The sequence below is a fragment of the Brevibacillus sedimenti genome, from assembly GCF_020923495.1.
GTDB lineage: Bacteria > Bacillota > Bacilli > Brevibacillales > Brevibacillaceae > Brevibacillus > Brevibacillus aydinogluensis.
The window spans coordinates 3,914,691-3,931,259 of record NZ_CP064048.1 but is presented as its reverse complement, the minus strand read 5'-3'; the positions used below and the strand labels follow the sequence as shown (position 1 = coordinate 3,931,259).

Sequence of the window (16,569 nt, the reverse complement as noted above, 5' to 3'; positions counted from 1 at the left end):
CTGTTCCTTTTGCCCCAGGAGTTCGGGATGGCTGGCGAGCAGGCCGCTTTCCTGAGCACCGCCACTTTTGCCAATCTTTTTTCAGCAGGCGGCGCTGATCCCAGCGTTCCGGCTGGTGGTACAGCAGCATGCGGTAAAAGATGCCGTGAAAACGTGCCGGCGATCAGTTCCCGCGCCTGCTCGCGGGAAGCTGGCGGGCCCAGCCGCTGCCGGATCTCATCCGCCGCCTTGGTGGTAAACGTGACCACCATGATCTGCGGGGAGGGACGCCTTTGTCCCGGATCAGGTGGGCGGTCCGGGCTGTCATCACGCGCGTCTTGCCGCTGCCCGCCCTGCCAGGATGAGAAGGGGGCCATCCGTGGTCGTGACAGCCTGCTGCTGGCGGGGATGAAGCGGTTCGTTCTGCTGTTTCCGCCAGGTGTTGGATGCGCGTTTTCGGCATCAGCCGTTTGCGAAAACAGCGGCGGTTTTGGCGCGGGCGTCACGCTGCTGCCGCCGATCGTCCGCTGTTTGGGCAGGCGAAAGGAGCCGACCCGCACCGATTCGCCGTCTTCTTCTTCCACCGTGGCGGCGTTCGCCTGACGCGGGTTGGCATCACGCGGAGCGGATCGGCCGCAGCTGCGACAGCGGCCGCCAGCTCGGACTGGCAGCCAGCCGCTCGTGCACCGCCTCGTCACTTCCTTTGCAGGCACAATCGCTGTCCGCGGGATGGAGAAAGCGGGGTTCCGCACTGATTCCCGCCATCAGGCGGAGATGCGAACCGCAGACGGGGCAGCGCACTTTTCCCTGGCGAGCGGCCAGCCGCCAGGCGGGGATGCGAGGGTATGTCTCGGGTGTTAGCAGGATGACCTGGTCGTCTAGCTGCGCGATTTTCATGGCGACACCTCGTACGGAATGCGGCGTGTGATACGGCAGACTTACCGCGCTGACACGCCTGTGAATGGTAACATCGGATGATGGGGACGGGGCTGTCGGTCTTGTACCGCCGGCAGCCGGAAAGAAGAAGTGCCCCTGCGGGCAGGGGACACTTCAGCGTGTAGACAAAGTCCGTGGCGCATGGATGATCGGGCCCGCTCGCTCGCTTGACGCCCAGCAAAGAAGCGGATGAAGTCCGCTCCAAAACGCGACGCGGGCAGGGGGCAAACATCTGGGTGTTTCGCTGAAGTGAGACTTGTGCCCCCTGTTTATCCCCGCGTCTTCGTTTTTTCCGCTGAGCCGGTCGTCAAAGGAGCTCGCTTGGCCCATCACTCCATGCGATGTACTTTATCTCCACCTTCGGTTGATGAATGGGCGGGCCTTTCGGCTTGACACCGATGGAAAGATCGTTCCTACAGTTTGTCTTCAGTCTTTGTCTATACGTCACGACTGTGCGGGTAAAAGAACGGTCTCGTCGCTCTCTGTCGGTGGTGCGTTTTCGCCCACGTAGGTGATGCTCACCCGCGTGATGCGGTGGTTTTCCAGCTCGGTGATGGTGAAGAGGTAGTCCTGCAAGCGGACCGACTTGCCTTCCGCCACATCTTCGTTCAACTGGCTGTAGAGCCAGCCGGCAATCGTGTCTACCTCGTCGGAGTGCATCTCCACGGGGATTATGTCATTCAGCTCAGAGAGCAGCATCTTCCCGGAGACGGACCATTCGTTGTTGTTGGAACTTTCAATATCGGGACGTTCGTTTTCGTCAAATTCGTCCTGAATGTCGCCCACAATCTCTTCCAGAATGTCTTCCATGGTAATCAGTCCGGCGGTGCCGCCGTACTCGTCGATGACGATTGCCATCTGCGAACGGCGTTTCTGCATCAGCCGCAGCACGTGGCTGATTTCCATGGACTCCGGCACGGTTAAAAGCGGGCGGAGAAAATCCTTCAGCTCCGCTTTCCCATAGGTGAGAGCCGACAGGTAAAAATCAGAGGTGTGGACAAACCCAATCAGTCGGTCCTTGTCCTCGTGGGCCACCGGAAACCGGGAGTGTCTTGACTGGCGCATGATTTCCAGGTTCTCCTCAAACGTGTTGTCATCGTAGAGGCAGACCATGTCAATCCGCGGGATCATGATTTCCCGGGCCAGACGCTCGGAAAACGCAAAGACGTTGTCCACCAGTGCCAATTCGGTCTGGTCGATGTGGCCGCTTTTATGGCTCTGGTTGACGAGCAGGCGAATCTCTTCTTCCGTATGGGCGGAGTCGTGTTCCGCCGCGGGCTCGATGCCCAGCCGCCGGATGAAGAAGTTGGCCGTGCCGTTCAGCAGCCAGATCAGCGGATAGCTGAGCTTGTAAAAGAACATCAGCGGCGCTGCTGTCCAGAGGGAGGTAGTTTCCGCTCTCTGGATCGCCAGCGACTTGGGAGCAAGCTCCCCGAAAATAATGTGCAGGAAGGTAATGAACCCAAAGGCGATCGCCAGCGATATGGGCGTTGCCAGGGATTGTGGCAGGTTTAAAGAAACCAAAACGGGTTCGACAAAATGGGCGACGGCCGGTTCACCTACCCACCCCAGTCCCAGCGATGCCAGCGTAATGCCAAGCTGACACGCGGACAGATAGGCGTCCAACTGGCGGGTCACCTTTTGCGCGTAGGCGGCGCGCTTGTTTCCCTCGCTTGCCAGTTGGGCCAGACGGGTTTGGCGCACTTTCACCAGCGAGAATTCTGCTGCGACAAAAAAGGCATTCAAAAAAACCAGAAAGCCGACGAGCAGCAGATTCAACACAATCTCCCCTATCGGACCTATCGGACTCTCCAATAATGTCTCCCCTCTCGCATCCGCTAGCGCTTTTGCGACAGCAGGAGAATTCACCTCCACTTGTTATTGTCAGATGATGTTTGTACGAACGCCCTACGGCCAACATTCGCACCTATCCTGTTACTGGATAGTATACCAGCAGAAAAAGCGAAGAGTCAAAACCATCCGATTTGTGCCGGCACATCAGCACAATTGCCATACATACCCGCACCCGCTCTGACATAGAGTTAAGCGAAACCCTGTCCGGGGAGGAGAAGCGTGTGTACTGGCTGCAAAAAAGCGTGGCAATCCTGGCGGGCAGCGTGCTGGTCGCCGTGGGCGTCAACCTGTTTCTCGTTCCGCACCAGCTGATGGATGGGGGCATGATCGGCCTGGGGCTGTTGGCCACGTACTACCTGCACGTGCCCCCGGGACTGGTGATGATTCTGGTCAGCCTGCCCGTTTACGCACTCGTCTTCGCCTTCGACCGCAGCCTGTTTGCCCACAGCTTTCACGGTATGCTGATCTCTTCTTTTTTCATTGATGTCTTTTCGCCGCTGCGGTCCTGGAACGTCTGGTCGACGCCAGCCTCGGCCGTCTGGGGCGGCGCGCTGATCGGCTCCGGCATCGGACTGATGCTGGCGTACAAGACCAACACGGGAGGCACCGACCTGTTGGCCCAGTTTGTGGCGAGGCGGTACGGACTGCCAGTGGCGCTCCTGATTCTCGGCATCGACGGACTGATCGTCGCCGGTTCGCTGCCGGCGATCGGATGGGAACGCACCGTCTTTTCCCTGATCACGATTGTCGCCGTCGCGTCCTGCACCCATGTCTTCAGCGGCATTCGCCGCAGGCCGGCGCCGTACGTCGTAATCGGGCCGATCGGCAGGGATGGGGGAGGCGCGTGGAGAAAATAAGCAAAAAGCCAGACAAGAAAAGAGGGAACGCCTGTGGCCTCACATATGCCTGAAATGATTACCGATCGGATCGGCTACTTTCCCGGCAGCGTCAACATCGGCCTCGTTCTGGGAAAAAGCGGCGCCATCCTGATCGATTCCGGATTGGACACGCAGACCGCGAAGAAAATCAAAAAAGGGCTGGAGGCACTGCCCCAGCCGCTGTCTGCCATCGTTCAGACCCATGCCCATGCCGATCATTTCGGCGGCAATGCCTACCTGCTCACCTGCTGGCCGGAGGCGGTCGTATACGCTCCGCCGCTGGAGGAGGCGATCATCCGCTACCCGCTGTTGGAACCGATCTACCTCGGGATGGGGGCCCAACCGCTGGCGGAGTTGTGCAACAAGTTTTTGCTGGCGGAAGCCTCCCGGGTGGACCGCCTCCTGCCGGTGGATGGCGGGCTGGACATCGACGGCGTCCGCTTTGAGGTCATCGCCTTGCCGGGACACAGTTGGCAGCAGGTGGGCCTGGTGTGCGATGGCATCTGCTTTGCCGCCGACAGCTTTTTCGGCGAGGAGACACTGAAAAAGCACAAGCTGCCGTTTCTCGTCGATGCGCATGAGACCCTGCGCAGTCTGGTGAAGCTGCTGGAATCCGGCTATCGCGGCTACCTGCCGGGGCACGGTCCCTACACCACCGCCCCGGAAGCGATCCTGACGAAAAACATCCACTGGCACCGCCGGCTGTACGACGTGATTGAAGAGCTGCTGGCGGAGGAGAGAACGCTGGAACAAACACTGGCCTTGCTGTGTGAACGCTTGCAGATATCCATCGAAAACGCCACGAGCTACGTGCTGTACCGGACCGCGCTGATGGGCTACCTGATTGGACTGATGAAGGAAGAGCGCGTGGGCTATCGCTTCGCCGCCAATCAATGGCTGTGGAGCCGAAAAGTGAGCGATCAGCGCTGAGCAGCGGGATGGGACAAGTAGTCCGCGATTTCGGCCAGCTTGTGCTCGGCGGCTTCGCGGATCTCTTTCGGAATCACGAACTGGTCATCGTCTGTCGTGTGCATGTAAAACTTCGCTTCCAGATAAGGGTGGCCCAATTTGACCGTCAATTCTCCCTTGCCGGTGGTAGTGCTGGTGTAGTTGGTCGGAATGCGGAGAAAATACGAAGTGCTGGTGGCTGAGTCGTAGATGACGACATCGTAGGTAGGGGGGCTGTCTCCGCCGGAACGGTGAAATCCTTGCTGCCGGAGCATTTTGTCGACATAAGACAGCGGCCGAACAACACCGGTCAGGTTTTTGCTTTTTAACCGCATGGACATCCTCCTTGGCTACCACTCAAAATTGTGTGTTGCCTAATCATATGTGGAGGAGCGGCGATTCAGACTTACAAACAGGAGAAACCAGAAGGAGTGGAACATCACGTGAAACAAGCCGATCTGCATACCCATACACGCGCATCCGACGGCACCTGCGAGCCAGCGGAAAACGTCCGTCTCGCCGCCGAAGCCGGACTGGCCGCCGTCGCCATCACCGACCACGACACCGTCGCGGGGATTTCCGCTGCACTGGAAGCGGCCGCGGGGCGGAACATCGAGGTCATCCCCGGCGTGGAGATAAGCTCTGCGGCCAACGGACAGGACATCCACGTGCTCGGCTATTTCATCCCGTACGACGACGAGGCGTTTCAGGAAAAGCTGCGCGGGCTGCGCGAGACCCGGCACGAGCGCAACAAGCTGATGATCGCCCGTCTGCGCGAGTTGGGCATCCCGATCACCCTGGAGAGCGTCTACCGGCGAAAGAAGGGGGAGGACAAAAACATCGGCCGGCCCCACATCGCCGAAGAGCTGGTGGAACTGGGCGTGGTCGGCTCCATCGACGAAGCATTTGCCAAGTACCTGGGCCGCGAGGGAGCCGCCTACGTGAACCCTCCGCGCATCACACCCCAGGAGGCAATCACGCTGATCAAGGAAGCCGGCGGTGCCGCCGTGCTCGCCCATCCCGGCCTGTACGACGACGATGACCTGGTGCAGGAACTGATCGCCTTTGGCCTGGACGGCATCGAAGTATGGCACCCGGACAACGACGCGGCCGAACGGGAGCGGTATCGCACTTGGGCTGAGCAACACGGCCTGGTCATGACCGGCGGCTCCGACTTCCACGGCTGGCGCGGCGAAGAGCCGTTTCACGCCATGCTGGGTACGCACACCGCACCGGTCTCCGCAGTGGAACGGCTGCGGGAGATTGCGGCGATGCGGAAGCGATAACACTGCACAATGAAACCCCGCGTCCGATGAGGACTGCGGGGTTGTTTTTTACACTTATTTCGTATCCAGCTTCTTTACCATGGCAATGTGCTCAATGCCGGCTTCGTCAAACACGTCACCGTGCGCCTGGTAGCCGAGCTTTTCGTAAAAGCGTTGGGCGTGGGTCTGGGCGTTCAGTTTGAGGCTGTGGTAGCCGAGACGGCGGGCGGCTTGCTCTACGGCCAGCATCAGTTCCCGGCCCAGGCCGGTGCCCCGCTCGCTTTTCACCACGGCAACCCGCTCCACTTTGCCCACACCGGGAGCATACGGCCGCAAACGGCTTGCTCCCACGGGCGTCTCCCCCGCGTAGGCGACGAAGTGAACGGTCCCTGTGTCCGGCCGGTCATGCTCGTCAATCTCCAGCTCTTCCGGCACCTGCTGCTCCTCGACAAACACGGCCCGCCGCACCGACAGGGCATCGTTCATCTGCTTGTCAGACTGGACGGTCTCGATTTGGTACACCTGGTTCATCGTCACGCTTCCTTTCGCTCTGCGCCGAAGTTCTCTTTTCACAAGCCGTGAAGGGGGTTGCGCTCAAACGCCCGCTTGCTATCCCGCCCGCGAGAATAATCGCCTCACGGTTATTTTTTCAAGTGGAACGTTTGGTATACGCTCCAGGTGCCGTCCTCCAGCGGACGAATCAAGTGGAAGCTGTCAATCTCCGAGGTCAGGTCGATCTTGTGCATACTCAGCTGGCTGGTCACGTCGCGCAGCTCGTCGTTGGACAGATCGCGCCCGATGGTCAGATGAGGCACGTAGGCGTATGTTTCCGGAGTATTGACACATTTCTTCACAATCTTTTCGTGCAGGGCCACAAACGGCTCCTTGTTTTGCACGGCAATGTAGATCACGTTGCTGGTCGGGTGAAACGTCGAGATGCGGTGGAAATGAGCGGTAAAGCTATCTGTCGACTGGGCAACCTGTTCGAGGTGGCTCACGAGATTAGGCAGGCGGTCTTCTTCCAGCTCAAACGCCTCTTTCAGTCGGATGTACGGCGGGATCAAATCAAAGGTCGGGTCGTAACGTTTCCGGTATGAGTTGGCGATCTCTTGCACCTGGCTGGATGGGAATACGACGATACTGTATTTCATATGGAACCCCTCCTTCTTCACGTTTTTGAACATGCCATCATATCCACTTATTTTAACAGAAAATTCGCCATTTGTGTAATGTTATGCGTCAACCCGTATATTCCTTCGACGATGGGACAGACTGTTAACAGCAAGGAGGTGTCCCAATAATCATGAAAACAGCCATGATGATTACCTTTATGTTCCTCGTTTTGTTTTTGTTGGCACTGCTCACCTTTACAATCATTACCGTCATCCGCAAAGCGGAATTCGAAGAGGCGCTCGTCTCGCCAGGAAAGGAAGACGGCACGCAAAAAGAACGGCCACGGTAAGTTTACCCAAACAGCGCGCGCAGCATGCGCGGCAGGTTGGCCTGCCAATATCCCCACGTGTGGTCACCCGCAAAGGTCTCATAAGCCAGGGTGACCCCTTTTGTTTGCAGGATGTCGCGCAGTCGTTCGTTGGCCGCGAGCAGGTTGAGCGTCCCGCGCGACGTTTCCACCGCCGTTTCTTCCGTTCCCACTTCCAGGTAGACGTGCAGGGAAGCGGGCAGCTCCGCTTCGGCGACACGCCGGTTCAGCGCCTCGTCCATCGCGGCAGACTGGCAGGCCACCTGGCCAAACGTGTGCGGATACGCCAACGCCGTAAACAGTGACACGACGCCGCCCAACGACTCGCCCAGCAGCGTTCGCGCCTGCCCCAGCGGGTGAGTGGAGTAGTGACGGTCCACATACCCAACGGCCTCGACAGCCAAAAAGCGCCGGTAGGCCAGATGCTCATCACCGTCCGGATGGTAACGCGCGTACCGCCGGGACTTGTCCACCGGCAGGAACACAGCAATAAGGTCAGGGATTTCTTTTTCCCGGTGGAGCTGTTCCAGAAGCGTCGCCAGCCGGCCCAGCGACAGGTAATCCTCGCCGTCCTGCACGTACAGCACGGGATAGGAGTAGAGCGGGGAGTACCGCTCAGGGGTATAGATGAGGAGATGTTCCGTTGTTCCCAGGAAGTTGCTCGTCAGTGTGATTTCATTCAGCGGCACAGGGATGTCCTCCTTTTCGTGGCTGCGTTCATTATACCGAAAGCCAAGGGGACAGGGAAATCGTTTTCATAACTGAGGGAGGGGCGACCCGCCCGGCCATGTTTTCCCAACTCCTCCATCGGACAAAAAACCTTTCCAGCCGAAAGATTGTCGCAATTCTGCCAGCGTATGATACTATGATAAAAAGTGACTTCACTCAATCGTGGAAGGGGTTGTCTCAATGAAGAAGCACGTACACAGCAGCGAAGTCAGAAATGCCGCCCTGACACGCCTGGCAGAGCGCGGCGTCACGGTAGAGGATATTGCCGAAATCGTCTATCTGATGCAGTCGCCGTACCATCCCGACCTGACCATGGAACCCTGCATCGAGAGCGTAAAAGCCGTTTTGGAAAAAAGGGAAATGCAGCACGCCATCCTCGTCGGCGTGGAATTGGATACATTGGCGGAAAAAGGCATGCTGTCCGAGCCGCTACAAACCCTCATCGCGACAGACGAAGGCCTGTTCGGCTGCGACGAAACCCTTGCGCTCGGCTCCGTGTTTGGCTACGGCAGCATCGCCGTCACCACCTTTGGCCACCTGGACAAACACAAGGTCGGCGTCATCCAACGCCTGGACACCAAACGCTCCGGCCGCGTCCACACCTTCCTGGACGACCTCGTCGCCAGCATCGCCGCCAACGCCTCCAGCCGCATGGCCCACCGCCTGCGTGACGAGCAGGAAGAGCAAGCCAAACAGGCCGAGATCCGGATTGCGGAGCAGAAGGCGGATCAAGCCGGGTAAGAAAAGGAGGGCGGACAGCTCCCGGGTCAGCTTTCGCGAAATGCTGAATCATTTGGGAAATGCGGTCTCATCTGAGCAGTACGGTCTCATTCAGGCAGAGATGATGCAGAAGCATTACCGGAAAACCAAGCGAGAACAGGGCCATTCTCTTGCACGTGAAGCTGGCAGAGAATGGTTCTTTCTATGCCGGTAAAATTTTTTACAGGAATTTTGATTTTTCCTCTTGAAATCGAAAAAGAAATCAGGTATATTAAATCATGTGATCGGCGTCCGGTAAGATTCGGGCCCTTAGCTCAGTTGGTCAGAGCGGTCGGCTCATAACCGATTGGTCGTAGGTTCGAGTCCTACAGGGCCCACCATGAGACAGACGATTGTAAAAGTTACATAACATGATCCGGTAGCTCAGTTGGGAGAGCACCATCTTGACAGGGTGGGGGTCGCTGGTTCGAACCCAGTCCGGATCACCATAACAGAAATGACAAAAGCCTTGGTAATCAAGGCTTTTTTCTATTGGTGCGCCCGGCATGGGCGGTAGCTATAGGGTGAAAGTCCCGAACGGGGGTTGGCTGTACCAACCGTTAGCTTAAGGCAAGGGTGTCCGCCGTGAGGCGGAATCTGAAGGAAGCCGGCGGCAAAGTCCTGACCTGAGGTACACGAACCCAATTTGAGGCTGTTGTACTCGGGCGAGCCTGCCGAACAAGGTGAAGCCCCATACAGCCAAGGAGTGCAGCAGTAAATTGGGCAGGTACATGGGACGAAAGTTACCGCCCTTACCCGGGGAGGTCTGCATGATACGCCTACTACCGTTGGCAACCGTCTCCGCGAGGGGGCGCTGAACATGCAGAAGTCAGCAGAGGCCATAGTACTCCGATAGAGGACGCTCGAAGGAGGAAGGGCCGAACATCAAGTCAACACATGTTCTAATCCCTTTCGATACGGTGCGTCGAAGCAGAATTCCGAAATGGAACTTCCTCTGAATAGTAGGGGTGAAGCCCCGAGGGTACAGAGAAGGGCTGAGCATCGTACGGCAAGCTTAGCAACATGTGTGCGAAGAGAGGAGTATCGTCAGGGGCATGCTGGAGAAAGTGCTGTCACGGGACAACCTCATGGCCGCTCTCAAACGAGTGGAGGCCAACAGAGGTGCTGCGGGAATCGACGGTGTTTCAACCGAACAACTGCGCGACTACCTTCGTCAGCACTGGGCGACCATCCGGTCGCAAATCGAGAAGGGAACCTACAAGCCGTCTCCTGTCCGCAGGGTCGAAATCCCGAAACCTGACGGGGGAATACGGTTGCTAGGCATCCCTACCGTGGTAGATCGCTTCATCCAGCAGGCCATCCTGCAGGTATTGACTCCCATATTCGACCCAGAGTTCTCCGACTCCAGCTTCGGGTTCCGTCCAGGCCGCCGTGCTCACAGTGCTGTGCGGAAAGCACAACAGTACATCAACGAAGGATTCCGGTATGTGGTCGACATCGACTTGGAGAAGTTCTTCGACCGGGTCAACCATGATATCCTAATGAGCCGGGTTGCCCGCAAGGTGAAGGACAAGCGCCTTCTTAAACTAATTCGCGCTTATCTGCAATCCGGAGTCATGGTCAACGGAGTGTGTGTCACGACGGAAGAGGGCACGCCGCAAGGTGGCCCCTTAAGTCCGCTGTTGGCCAACATTCTGCTAGACGACCTGGACAAGGAGTTGGAGAAAAGGGGACACCGTTTCTGCCGCTATGCGGACGACTGCAACATCTACGTCCGCTCCAAACGTGCGGGTGAACGTGTAAAGGCAAGTGTGGAGCGATACTTGACCAGGGTTCTCAAACTCAAGGTAAATCAACAGAAAAGTGCGGTGGACCGCCCGTGCAACCGGAAGTTCCTCGGCTTTAGCTTTATTCCGGGAAAGGAAGCGCGGATACGTCTGCATCCCAAATCGATCACCCGGTTAAAAGGACGAATTCGCCAATTAACCAACCCACATCGAAGCATGGCCATGCAGGAGAGGATTCAAAAACTCAACCAATACCTCATGGGATGGATCGGGTATTTTGCGCTGGCCGAGGCGAAAACCCATCTTCTGCGAATAGAGGAATGGATTCGCCGAAGGCTCCGGCTCTGTCTATGGACGCAGTGGAAACGAGTTCGTACGAGGTACCGCGAACTTCGTTCGCTTGGATTTTCTCACAACAGAGCACTGGAAATCGCAAACACCCGAAAGGGGGCGTGGCGGACAACAAAATCCCCGCACATGCACAAAGCCCTTGGTATTGCCTACTGGCAACAACAAGGGCTGATGAGTTTGATACAGCGATATTTCACACTTCGTCAAGCTTGGTGAACCGCCGTATACCGGTCGGTACGTACGGTGGTGTGAGAGGACGGGGGTTAACCACCCCCTCCTACTCGATTAACAGACTTAATAGATAAACTAGTACAGTTGTAAAATTGTAATTGGGGACGAAAATAATAATACCGCTGTCAGCGTGTTTCCCTGACTTTTGTTGAGAAGCGAATAACGGTATCAAATTGTTTAGCTGCTTCCTAGTCAGCAGTTCGTAGGGCGTGATCGTTGATTTTTATGGATGTCAATATATTGGCATGTCCTAGTCGATCAGAGATAATTTTACTAAATATGCTCAGCTATTTTGATTGAATAGGGGCAGGAAGGTTTGCTTATTCCCTCATTCTTTGCTTGGCGTACATCGAAATCATCGCCCGAAATGTATAGCCTGGTTATGTCACATATGGCGATTTGACTGGGGGGACGCCCACATCTAAAGGTGACTACGCTTTTGTCCTGCATATGCTTCCGTCACACAAGTGAAACAAAAAATTTCACAAGTGACACACATTTTGTTTCGTATGTGATACTGTGATGTGATAAAATTTAAGATGAGGAATGACGAAGAACCTGAAAGGATTCGGTATCAATTTTGCTCGTGTTTAGAGGGAAAAGTGGATACAGAAACCAGAGAGAACTAACCGATTTTTCGGTAGTGAGTCGATCCACCATAAATAGGTTAGAGGCCAGCACTCATAAAGCCAAGCTCGAGACTTTAAAAGCATTTATGCTATTACCAATGAGGAAATATTAGAAAAAGTTAGAGCACTTGATCATAATCCCTTTTTTAAAATGGAAGTACGGAAGGTCTTGATTACCAAAATCTTTTTCCGCGAGAGGGACACAAGTTGTTAGAAGAAGAAAAAGCACGAATTTTTGGAGTTTCAAAGGTTTCTTAGATTATCAGGACGAATAAGAAAACAACAAGACTAACAGCGAGACACGCAACCTTTTTGTAGCGTGTCTATTTTTAAAGATAGTAAAAAAATCAAATGAATATATTGACAGCTATATTTTTTTATTTTAATAAAATTACATAATTATAATTTTAATCGAGGGTTAATTATGGACAGAATAACCAAGAACCTTTTAGACGAATTTGTTAAGGAAAATGGATTAGGTAATCTTTCTGAGGATACTGCATTCGAACACTTTACTGGAGTATTATTGACATCGTCGCACTATTCAGAGTCCTTCTCAACTTATGATATTGCTGTTGGTGCTGGTCATGACTGTGGGATTGATTGTTTTGCAATTATCGTAAATGGCAGTTTGGTTACAGAACCTGAAGAGATTGAGGACTTGGCAGAAAATAATGGCTATCTAGATGTTAGCTTTGTTTTTGTTCAAGCAGAGCGATCAAGTAACTTTGACTCACAAAAAATTGGACAGATTGGTTTTGGTTTGTTAGATATTTTCTCTGAATCCCCTTCATTACCCAAAAACGACAATATAAAACATAAGCTAAAAATAGTAAACGAAATTTTTAGTAGAAGCAGCAAATTTAAAAAAGGTAATCCCCAATGCTTTATTTACTATGCAACGACGGGACGCTGGACTGATGATGCAAACCTAACGATCAGAAAAGATGCTGTGGTTGAGAATTTAAAGCAACTTGGGTTATTTCGAAAGATAGTTTTTGAATGTATTGATGCAGAAAGATTACAAACACTCTATAGAAACCTTCGAAATTCGGTCACGAAAGAAATAATTTTCATTAACCGAACTGTTCTACCTGAAATTTCTGGGGTAGAACAATCATATATAGGGTTTATTCCTGTATCTGAGTTTTTAAAACTAATCGAGAACGAAAACGGAGAAATCTACTCATCCATTTTTTATGACAATGTTCGTGATTGGCAAGAATGGAATCCTGTTAACACAGAAATTAAAGAAACTCTTGAGTCCGAGACAAAAAAAGTTCTTTTTCCGTTGCTAAATAACGGAATAACGGTGGTTGCTAGCCGACTACAACCAACTGGCAATAAATTTTTGATAGAGGATTACCAAATTGTGAATGGGTGTCAAACAAGCTATGTCATCCACGAGTCAAAGGAGTATTTGGACGACAGCGTATTAGTACCGATTCGTTTAATAGCGACCAATGACCCTGAAGTAAAGAATCAGATTATTAAAGCTACTAATAGGCAAACAGAAGTGACAGAAGAGCAACTATTTGCCCTATCAGATTTTCCAAAAAAACTTGAAATATATTTTCAAACATTTGATGGAAACAAAAGGTTGTATTATGAAAGAAGATCAAGGCAGTTTAATGCATCGCCTGACATTGAAAAAGTTAGAGTTGTGAACATAACAACCTTGGTTAAATCTTTCGCTTCTATGTTTCTTGACCTACCACATCGGACGTCCCGAAATTATAAATTGTTACTTAAAAGTATTGGTACAGAAATTTTTAATAAAGATCATAGATTGGAGATGTATTATTGTGCTGCCTATGCCCAGTATAGGCTAGAATATCTTTTTAGGAGTCAAGTTATTAATTCTGTGTTAAAGCCGGCTAGATATCACATTCTTATGGCTTTCCGAAAAATTGCTGTCGACGACCAAATGCCTAAATACTTTAACTCAAATGAAATGGCTAGATATTGTCAACGAATAATAAATATTCTATGGGATGACATTCGGTTCAGAGACGTTTTTCGAAATGCAGCTGATTTAGTTTCAACTGTTGCAGCAGGTAATTTTAACCGAGATAACATAAGAACTGAAGTGTTTACTGAAAAAGTAAACTCTGCACTTACTCAAAGAAGCATTCGGGCTATTCAATAATTCCCGGTTGCTATCTACGTTTACATTTCATTTAACTATCCTGCTTAATACACTTTACAAAAATGGTAAAGCGTGTAGATAAAGTACTGAAAGTACAAGGTCTACACGCTTTTTATCCATTCATTGCTGTGCAGATGTGGAAGCATGCTGAATACGCAACAGGACCAAAGTCTCGCAGAACCGGAAAAATAAAATTCTATTTCCATTTATAAATTCTTGTTTTATATTACTACAGCTGACGTGTGGCGTCCTGGGGGTCATCCCAGGAGTTATAACGAACATAAGAGATTCAAAAACTCGTTGTTGAGTATTCGAATCCTCATATGCCAATTGTGTTACTGCAAGCAAGTGATCATTAACCTGTATACGGTCTTGAACGCTGTATTAAGTTTGTTCTAACTTATGTGGAATCACACCACAATTAAGAAAATCATACCCTGGGGTCTAGTTTAACCTAGATGGTCCCCAGGGTTAAATATAAAAATAAAAAATACGGGGACAAAAGTCCCTCCTTATTGCCCGCTCCAGCCGTACGGAATGGACGTAATTTCCACCATTTTAAATTCTCCCCTGAATTTACGAACTGGTCTGCACAACCAAAGCCATTGAGAGCTAGGTCACCTAAGGAAAAGCCAATTTTTCTACAGATGAAGACTCTTTTGAATCTAACGGCTAAATGATTTACACCAAATCTTTGGCAAACCTCCCGAACACTAAACTGGCTAGCAAGATCACTTTATTAAGTATGAGAGATTTAACGTTAACAGAATAAACACATACGGTTTCAAAATACAAAATTCTTTCACCCTAATATTATTTTTGAAGGCTCTTATTGCAGGAGCCACTCACCTTGTATATTTATTTGTGTCAACATTTTAATTTCAAAAAACACGATCTTTATTCCAATATTTTTACTAGGTTGTCAGCTTTCGTTCTAAACATTATTTACATTATAAAGAATTCCTACACATGAGAGACTTCAAAATCGTCATCATAGGTTAAACTAAAGCACTCTTCGACTTTTACTTGAATACATTTGTTTATCGATATTCCTAGTATTATTTTTCTAATACCTACTCTAAGTTGGATTTCTAACACTTCCAAATATTTATTGGTCATAGCAAGGTCATAGGGGTTATTTTGCATACCAAATAACTTCAAAAAAGTAAGAAATTATAGGAGTAAGGGAGGAAATTAGGGAATGAAATTGTTCGATGTAGTACCGGATCGGTTTTTTCATTTGCTGACCGGCCCCAATAAGCATCTGTACGTGGAAGCTGCACTTCTATTGTATGAACAGTCGCAACGGGAACGCTTCGGCATCAGATATGACGTGATGCGCGACCTGTTTCACGAGTTGATAGAGACCTATAATGAATTAGGCGTGGAACTGATGTTCGATGATGAGGATATTGCGGAGGCGAAGCAGGAGTTTCGTGAAGAACAGGTGACCGTTGATGAGTATGCAAGAACACAGGCCAACGCCCTCATCCGCAAACTGGCTTCGCTAAAGTGGATAGATGTTGAAGTGCGCGACCAATTTCAGCAGTATATTGTTCTTCCCCACTACACAAGCCGCATCTTGTCTGTGCTTCAAGAACTGTGCGTTTCCAGAGCAGTCGAATACCAGCGCTTTGCATTCGTTACCTACCAGCTGTTAACCGGAGAAGAAGCAAAGCGGCGCCCTTGTTTTGCCATTCGTGAAGCAAAGCAATATACACAACAGTTTGTTCAAGAACTGGTTACCCTCTATAACAACATGAAACACCACATGGAGCAAGTCGTGCAGAAAAGTTCTATTCAAGATGTTTTGGACCATCATTTCGACAAATATAAATCAGAAATTGTCGATAAAAGCTATCATCGCTTGAAAACCTCGGATCATGTTTCACGCTACCGTTTTCAAATACTGCAAACGGTACAGCGATGGCTATTGGATAATAAGTTGCTGGAAGAAACCATCGAGGACGGACTCCTCAGCGAGTTTTACCGCGACCGCCAGGAGGCAGAAGAAGATATCAGGGAATCTCTGCTGTACATTGAAGAGACATATAGTGGTTTGGATGAGATTTTTTATCAGATCGACCTGCGGCACAATCAATATTTGCGCTCCTCGTATGATCGAGCTCGTTACCTCAGCCAGTACCAACAAGGAATCAATCAACGCCTCGTTGATCTCATACAGTGCTTGGCTGATTCAAAGAAAGACGAAGAGTTTCTCTGGTCTCAGCTTTTCCACATGCAGTCCATTGCTGGAATAACAGAACAGTCACTTCTTCCACTGCGTCGTAAGAAACCTCCACATCAACCAAACGTTCATGTTGTGGTACCAATCCCTGATGAACTGAAAGAGGAGTTGCGACGTAAAAATCTGGAACGGATGAGAAAAGCGATCACTCGGAAAAAAGTGGAAGGTTACGTATTGGAAAAACTGGGGAATCGCCAGGAATTGGAGCTGCAAGAACTGGCGCCTACGAACATTGAAGAGTTTTTACTGCTTACCTACATTTATTTATACGGCCAAGACGGGGCATCACAGTTTCAATTGAAGCGGAACCAGGAACGCTGTATTTTGCAAATTGGAGACTATAGATTTGACAACCACCTGGTCGTTCGGAAAGGGGGCAGATAAC

15 protein-coding genes and 2 tRNA genes are annotated in these 16,569 nt (G+C 51.4%); 11 read left to right on the top strand and 6 right to left on the bottom strand.

Annotated elements, in window-relative coordinates; genetic code table 11:
- Nucleotides 1-27: 27 nt before the first annotated feature.
- Nucleotides 28-582, top strand: a complete 555-nt coding sequence (locus tag IRT44_RS19295) for a hypothetical protein (protein WP_230077226.1) — start codon at nucleotides 28-30, stop codon at nucleotides 580-582.
- A 12-nt stretch (nucleotides 583-594) separates the two neighbouring features.
- On the opposite strand, the gene IRT44_RS19290 is transcribed toward IRT44_RS19295, so the two are convergent.
- Together IRT44_RS19290 and IRT44_RS19285 are read right to left on the bottom strand one after the other, a co-directional pair.
- Nucleotides 595-876, bottom strand: coding sequence for a competence protein CoiA family protein (locus tag IRT44_RS19290; RefSeq protein ID WP_230077225.1), 282 nt, complete (start codon nucleotides 874-876; stop codon nucleotides 595-597).
- Between the two features lie 483 nt (nucleotides 877-1,359).
- Complete coding sequence (locus IRT44_RS19285) at nucleotides 1,360-2,700, bottom strand: hemolysin family protein (RefSeq protein WP_409978436.1); 1,341 nt, start codon at nucleotides 2,698-2,700, stop codon at nucleotides 1,360-1,362.
- Nucleotides 2,701-2,990: 290 nt separating this feature from the next.
- On the opposite strand from IRT44_RS19285, the gene IRT44_RS19280 reads away from it, so the two are divergent.
- Both IRT44_RS19280 and IRT44_RS19275 read left to right on the top strand, forming a co-directional pair.
- Complete coding sequence (locus IRT44_RS19280) at nucleotides 2,991-3,626, top strand: YitT family protein (protein ID WP_230077224.1); 636 nt, start codon at nucleotides 2,991-2,993, stop codon at nucleotides 3,624-3,626.
- A 45-nt stretch (nucleotides 3,627-3,671) separates the two neighbouring features.
- Nucleotides 3,672-4,577, top strand: a complete 906-nt coding sequence (locus IRT44_RS19275) for an MBL fold metallo-hydrolase (RefSeq protein ID WP_409978425.1) — start codon at nucleotides 3,672-3,674, stop codon at nucleotides 4,575-4,577.
- On the opposite strand, the gene IRT44_RS19270 is transcribed toward IRT44_RS19275, so the two are convergent.
- The gene (locus IRT44_RS19270) at nucleotides 4,568-4,930 is read right to left on the bottom strand and encodes a YugN family protein (protein WP_171564498.1); all 363 of its coding nucleotides are present in this window, start codon (nucleotides 4,928-4,930) and stop codon (nucleotides 4,568-4,570) included. The two genes, IRT44_RS19275 and IRT44_RS19270, sit on opposite strands and share 10 nt — an antisense overlap.
- A 96-nt stretch (nucleotides 4,931-5,026) precedes the next feature.
- Between IRT44_RS19270 and IRT44_RS19265 the strand changes: the two genes are divergently transcribed.
- Nucleotides 5,027-5,881 (top strand): PHP domain-containing protein, encoded by an 855-nt coding sequence (locus IRT44_RS19265; RefSeq protein ID WP_230077223.1) that lies wholly within the window; start codon nucleotides 5,027-5,029, stop codon nucleotides 5,879-5,881.
- 54 nt (nucleotides 5,882-5,935) lie between these two features.
- Here IRT44_RS19265 and IRT44_RS19260 read toward each other — a convergent pair whose 3' ends face one another.
- Nucleotides 5,936-6,391 (bottom strand): GNAT family N-acetyltransferase, encoded by a 456-nt coding sequence (locus IRT44_RS19260; protein WP_171564496.1) that lies wholly within the window; start codon nucleotides 6,389-6,391, stop codon nucleotides 5,936-5,938.
- Nucleotides 6,392-6,501: 110 nt separating this feature from the next.
- Nucleotides 6,502-7,011, bottom strand: coding sequence for a 2'-5' RNA ligase family protein (locus tag IRT44_RS19255; protein ID WP_171564495.1), 510 nt, complete (start codon nucleotides 7,009-7,011; stop codon nucleotides 6,502-6,504).
- Between the two features lie 152 nt (nucleotides 7,012-7,163).
- Here IRT44_RS19255 and IRT44_RS19250 point away from each other — a divergent pair, with 152 nt between their 5' ends.
- Nucleotides 7,164-7,322, top strand: coding sequence for a hypothetical protein (locus IRT44_RS19250; protein WP_171564494.1), 159 nt, complete (start codon nucleotides 7,164-7,166; stop codon nucleotides 7,320-7,322).
- Nucleotides 7,323-7,324: 2 nt separating this feature from the next.
- On the opposite strand, the gene IRT44_RS19245 is transcribed toward IRT44_RS19250, so the two are convergent.
- Nucleotides 7,325-8,029: an alpha/beta hydrolase gene (locus tag IRT44_RS19245; RefSeq protein ID WP_212132738.1), complete on the bottom strand. Its 705-nt coding sequence runs from the start codon at nucleotides 8,027-8,029 to the stop codon at nucleotides 7,325-7,327.
- A 220-nt stretch (nucleotides 8,030-8,249) separates the two neighbouring features.
- Between IRT44_RS19245 and IRT44_RS19240 the strand changes: the two genes are divergently transcribed.
- The 6 genes from IRT44_RS19240 (at nucleotide 8,250) to IRT44_RS19215 (ending at nucleotide 16,568) form a co-directional block, all read left to right on the top strand.
- On the top strand, nucleotides 8,250-8,810 hold the full coding sequence (locus IRT44_RS19240) for a phosphatidylglycerophosphatase A family protein (RefSeq protein ID WP_171564492.1): 561 nt from the start codon (nucleotides 8,250-8,252) through the stop codon (nucleotides 8,808-8,810).
- Nucleotides 8,811-9,092: 282 nt separating this feature from the next.
- Nucleotides 9,093-9,169, top strand: a tRNA-Ile gene (locus IRT44_RS19235).
- 32 nt (nucleotides 9,170-9,201) lie between these two features.
- Nucleotides 9,202-9,277, top strand: a tRNA-Val gene (locus tag IRT44_RS19230).
- 606 nt (nucleotides 9,278-9,883) lie between these two features.
- Nucleotides 9,884-11,143, top strand: a complete 1,260-nt coding sequence (gene ltrA, locus IRT44_RS19225; protein WP_230077222.1) for a group II intron reverse transcriptase/maturase — start codon at nucleotides 9,884-9,886, stop codon at nucleotides 11,141-11,143.
- A 1,068-nt stretch (nucleotides 11,144-12,211) separates the two neighbouring features.
- On the top strand, nucleotides 12,212-13,936 hold the full coding sequence (locus IRT44_RS19220) for an AIPR family protein (protein WP_230077221.1): 1,725 nt from the start codon (nucleotides 12,212-12,214) through the stop codon (nucleotides 13,934-13,936).
- A 1,201-nt stretch (nucleotides 13,937-15,137) separates the two neighbouring features.
- On the top strand, nucleotides 15,138-16,568 hold the full coding sequence (locus tag IRT44_RS19215; protein WP_230077220.1) for a Wadjet anti-phage system protein JetA family protein: 1,431 nt from the start codon (nucleotides 15,138-15,140) through the stop codon (nucleotides 16,566-16,568).
- Nucleotide 16,569 lies beyond the last annotated feature (1 nt).

Excerpts from the sequence above, each read along its gene's own strand:
- IRT44_RS19295 (WP_230077226.1), top strand. The coding sequence starts at position 28 with ATGGCTGGCGAGCAGGCCGCTTTCCTGAGCACCGCCACTTTTGCCAAT.
- IRT44_RS19290 (WP_230077225.1), bottom strand. The coding sequence starts at position 876 with ATGAAAATCGCGCAGCTAGACGACCAGGTCATCCTGCTAACACCCGAG.
- IRT44_RS19275 (WP_409978425.1), top strand. The coding sequence starts at position 3,672 with ATGCCTGAAATGATTACCGATCGGATCGGCTACTTTCCCGGCAGCGTC.
- IRT44_RS19270 (WP_171564498.1), bottom strand. The coding sequence starts at position 4,930 with ATGCGGTTAAAAAGCAAAAACCTGACCGGTGTTGTTCGGCCGCTGTCT.
- IRT44_RS19260 (WP_171564496.1), bottom strand. The coding sequence starts at position 6,391 with ATGAACCAGGTGTACCAAATCGAGACCGTCCAGTCTGACAAGCAGATG.
- IRT44_RS19255 (WP_171564495.1), bottom strand. The coding sequence starts at position 7,011 with ATGAAATACAGTATCGTCGTATTCCCATCCAGCCAGGTGCAAGAGATC.
- IRT44_RS19250 (WP_171564494.1), top strand. The coding sequence starts at position 7,164 with ATGAAAACAGCCATGATGATTACCTTTATGTTCCTCGTTTTGTTTTTG.
- IRT44_RS19240 (WP_171564492.1), top strand. The coding sequence starts at position 8,250 with ATGAAGAAGCACGTACACAGCAGCGAAGTCAGAAATGCCGCCCTGACA.
- ltrA (WP_230077222.1), top strand. The coding sequence starts at position 9,884 with ATGCTGGAGAAAGTGCTGTCACGGGACAACCTCATGGCCGCTCTCAAA.
- IRT44_RS19220 (WP_230077221.1), top strand. The coding sequence starts at position 12,212 with ATGGACAGAATAACCAAGAACCTTTTAGACGAATTTGTTAAGGAAAAT.
- IRT44_RS19215 (WP_230077220.1), top strand. The coding sequence starts at position 15,138 with ATGAAATTGTTCGATGTAGTACCGGATCGGTTTTTTCATTTGCTGACC.